The 3913-nt window shown below is 72.0% G+C and carries 3 protein-coding genes and 1 pseudogene; 2 read left to right on the top strand and 2 right to left on the bottom strand.

Going from position 1 to position 3913, the window contains the following annotated elements; genetic code table 11:
* Together icmF and AC2W7G_RS11025 are read left to right on the top strand one after the other, a co-directional pair.
* A pseudogene (icmF, locus tag AC2W7G_RS11030) lies at positions 1 to 2658 on the top strand (fused isobutyryl-CoA mutase/GTPase IcmF); the annotation flags it as partial.
* Positions 2659 to 2668: 10 nt separating this feature from the next.
* On the top strand, positions 2669 to 3172 hold the full coding sequence (locus tag AC2W7G_RS11025) for a thioesterase family protein (protein ID WP_485868467.1): 504 nt from the start codon (positions 2669 to 2671) through the stop codon (positions 3170 to 3172).
* Between the two features lies 1 nt (position 3173).
* Here the strand turns inward: AC2W7G_RS11025 and AC2W7G_RS11020 are convergent, their stop codons facing one another.
* On the bottom strand, positions 3174 to 3560 hold the full coding sequence (locus AC2W7G_RS11020) for a cation transporter dimerization domain-containing protein (RefSeq protein WP_485868466.1): 387 nt from the start codon (positions 3558 to 3560) through the stop codon (positions 3174 to 3176).
* A partial coding sequence (locus AC2W7G_RS11015; RefSeq protein WP_485868465.1) for a cation diffusion facilitator family transporter occupies positions 3538 to 3913 on the bottom strand: 376 nt, incomplete at its 5' end. The genes AC2W7G_RS11020 and AC2W7G_RS11015, both read right to left, overlap by 23 nt.

Below are 3913 nucleotides of genomic sequence, written 5' to 3'. Positions count from 1 at the left end.
CCGAGCGGTCCGCCGCGCCGGTCCTGGGCATCACCGGCACCGGCGGCTCGGGCAAGAGCTCGCTGACCGACGAGATCGTCCGCCGCTTCCGGGTCGACCAGCAGGACAAGCTGCGCGTGGCCGTCGTGGCCGTCGACCCGACCCGACGCAAGGGCGGCGGCGCGCTGCTCGGCGACCGCATCCGCATGAACGCCCTCGACGGCGACCGGATCTACTTCCGCTCGCTGGCCACCCGCGGCGACCGCGAGGTGCCCGACGCGCTTCCCGACGTCATCGCGCTGCTCAAGGCGGCCGGGCACGACCTGGTCGTCGTCGAGACGCCCGGCATCGGCCAGGGCGACGCGGCGATCGTGCCGTTCGTGGACGTCTCGATGTACGTGATGACGCCGGAGTTCGGCGCCGCGTCGCAGCTGGAGAAGATCGACATGCTCGACTTCGCCGACGTCGTCGCGATCAACAAGTTCGAGCGCCGCGGTGCCAAGGACGCGCTGCGCGACGTCGGCCGCCAGCTGGTGCGCAACCGCGAGGCGTTCGGCAAGCGGCCCGAGGACATGCCGGTCTTCGGCACGTCCGCCGCGACGTTCAACGACGACGGCGTCACGGCGCTGTACCAGCACCTGCGCGACGTGCTGGCCGAGCGCGGCCTGCCGGTGGCCGAGGGCACGCTGCCGCAGGTGGACGTGCGCCACTCCAGCGGCACCGCCCAGGTCGTCCCGCCCGAGCGCACCCGCTACCTGGCCGAGATCGTCGAGACCGTGCGCGGCTACCACGCCGAGACCGTCCGGCTGGCTGAGCAGGCGCGGCGCCTGCAGCGGCTCGAGGCCGTCGCCGCCGAGCTGCCCGACAGCGCCGACGTCGCGGCGCTCGCCGAGCGCGCCCGCGAGGACCTGCCCGGCGAGGTGCGCCGCCCAGCTCGACGGCTGGGCCGACGTCGTGGCGTCCTACGCCGGCGACGAGCAGGTGGTGACGGTCCGCGACCGCGAGATCCGCACGCGCCTGACCCGCGAGTCGCTGTCCGGCACGAAGGTGCCGCGGGTGAGCCTGCCGCGGTTCACCGACCACGGCGACCTCGTCTCGTTCTGGCGGCGCGAGAACCTGCCCGGCTTCTTCCCGTTCACCGCCGGCGTCTTCCCGTTCAAGCGCGACGGTGAGGACCCGGCCCGCATGTTCGCCGGCGAGGGCGACCCGTTCCGCACCAACCGCCGCTTCAAGCTGCTGTCGGCCGACTCCGAGGCCACCCGCCTGTCGACCGCGTTCGACTCGGTGACCCTCTACGGGCGCGACCCCGACCTGCGTCCGGACGTCTACGGCAAGGTCGGCACGTCCGGCGTCTCGGTCGCCACGCTGGACGACATGAAGGCGCTGTACGACGGCTTCGACCTGGTCTCGCCGACGACGTCGGTCTCGATGACGATCAACGGCCCGGCGCCGACGGTGCTGGCCTTCTTCCTCAACACCACCATCGACCAGCAGGTCGACGCGTTCCGCGAGCGCGAGGGCCGCGAGCCGGACGCCGCCGAGCACGAGGAGCTGCGCCGCCGGGCGCTGCAGAACGTCCGCGGCACCGTGCAGGCCGACATCCTCAAGGAGGACCAGGGCCAGAACACCTGCCTGTTCTCCACCGAGTTCAGCCTGCGGATGATGGCCGACGTCCAGGAGTGGTTCATCGAGCAGGGGGTGCGCAACTTCTACTCGGTGTCCATCTCCGGCTACCACATCGCCGAGGCGGGGGCGAACCCCATCAGCCAGCTCGCGTTCACGCTGGCCAACGGCTTCACCTACGTCGAGGCGTACCTCGCGCGGGGCATGGACGTCGACGCGTTCGCCCCGAACCTGTCGTTCTTCTTCTCCAACGGGATGGACCCCGAGTACTCGGTGCTCGGCCGCGTCGCCCGCCGCATCTGGGCGGTCACGATGCGCGACAAGTACGGCGCCAACGAGCGCAGCCAGAAGCTGAAGTACCACGTGCAGACGTCCGGTCGCTCCCTGCACGCGCAGGAGATGGACTTCAACGACATCCGCACGACGCTGCAGGCGCTCATCGCGATCTACGACAACGCCAACAGCCTGCACACCAACGCCTTCGACGAGGCGGTCACCACCCCGACCGAGGAGTCGGTGCGCCGCGCCCTGGCGATCCAGCTGATCATCAACCGCGAGTGGGGGCTGGCGATGAACGAGAACCCGCTCCAGGGGTCGTTCATCATCGACGAGCTGACCGACCTGGTCGAGGAGGCCGTGCTGCGCGAGTTCGAGGCGATCAGCGAGCGCGGCGGCGTGCTCGGCGCGATGGAGACGGGCTACCAGCGCGGGCGCATCCAGGACGAGTCGATGCTCTACGAGCACCGCAAGCACGACGGCTCGCTGCCGATCATCGGCGTCAACACCTTCCGCAAGCCCGACGCCGAGACCGAGCCGCCGACCGTCGAGCTGGCGCGGGCCACCGAGGACGAGAAGCGCTCGCAGCTCGAGCGCGTCCAGGGCTTCCAGCAGGCCCACGCCGCCGAGGCGGAGGCGGCGATCGCCCGGCTCAAGGAGGCCGCCGTCAACCACGAGAACGTCTTCGCCGTGCTCATGGACGCCGCGCGCGTGTGCTCGCTGCAGCAGGTGACCGAGGCGTTCTTCGAGGTCGGCGGCCAGTACCGCCGCAACGTGTGAGGATGCGTCCGTGAGCAACCTTCCGACCGTCGACGAGGTCCTGCAGCTGCCCGCCGTCCGCGAGGGCGTCGTGCCGCCGGAGTACCTCGACGAGAACGACCACATGAACATCGGCCGCTACCTCGAGGAGGCCAGCCTCGGCCTGTGGCACCGCACCATCGAGATGGGCATGGGCCCGGAGTACATCGAGCAGCGTCGCCAGACGACGTTCACCGCCGAGCACCACCTGAGCTACCTCTCCGAGCTGCGGCTGGGCGACGCGATCTCGGTGCACGTCCGGTTCCTGGAGCGCTCGGACAAGGTGCTGCACACGCTCACCTTCATCGTCGACCGCACGCACGGCCGGCTCGCCGCCACCGTCGAGGCGACGCTCGTCCACATGAACTTCGACACCCGCCGGCCCGAGCCGTTCCCCGCCGACGTGCTGCCCGAGATCGACGTCGAGGTCGCGCGCTCCGACGCGCTCGGCTGGGCCGCCCCGGTCTGCGGCGTCATGGGCGTCCGCAGGCGCTGACCTACCAGCCGGTCTCGCGGCACGCGGCGCCCTCGCGGGGCTCGACCTGCAGGGTCGCGTGCTCGACGTCGTGCCGCTCGCGCAGCAGGGTGCGGGCGTCGTCCAGCACCGCGGCGAGCTGCTCGGGCCGCGACGCCACGAGGTGCACGGTCGCCACGTTCATGCCGGACGTCAGCGTCCAGACGTGGAGGTCGTGGACGTCGTCGACGCCGTCGATGCCGGCGAGCCCGCGGACGACCTCGTCGACGTCCAGGCCGGCGGGCGCGTGCTGGGCCAGCACGGCCAGCACCTGGCGTCCGAGCAGCACCGCGCGGACGGCCACGAACACGCCCACGGCGAGGGCGACGACGGTGTCCCACCAGGCGTCACCGGTCGTCGCCACCAGCACGCCCCGCCGCCACGACGCCGACCGAGCCCGCGGCGTCGGCCACGACCTCCAGGTAGGCGGCGCGCACGTTCAGGCTCTCGCCCGCGCCGCCGCGCAGCAGGAGCATCGCGACGACGTTGACCGCCAGGCCGAGCGCACCGACGACCACCATGGGCCCGACCCGCACGTCGACGGGCTCGCCGACGCGCCCGACCGCCTCGACGACGACGTACGCGGCGACACCGAGCATGAGCAGCACGACGAAGCCGGACGCCAGCACCTCCGCCCGGTAGGAGCCGAACGTCCGCCGGCCGGTCGCGTCGGGCCGCGTCGCGACCCGGGTCGCGGTCAGCGCGGCGCCCAGCGCCACGACG

It is taken from the genome of Aeromicrobium sp. PFPM2_SD2 (assembly GCF_057364525.1).
This window is presented reverse-complemented; position numbering and strand designations above follow the sequence as displayed.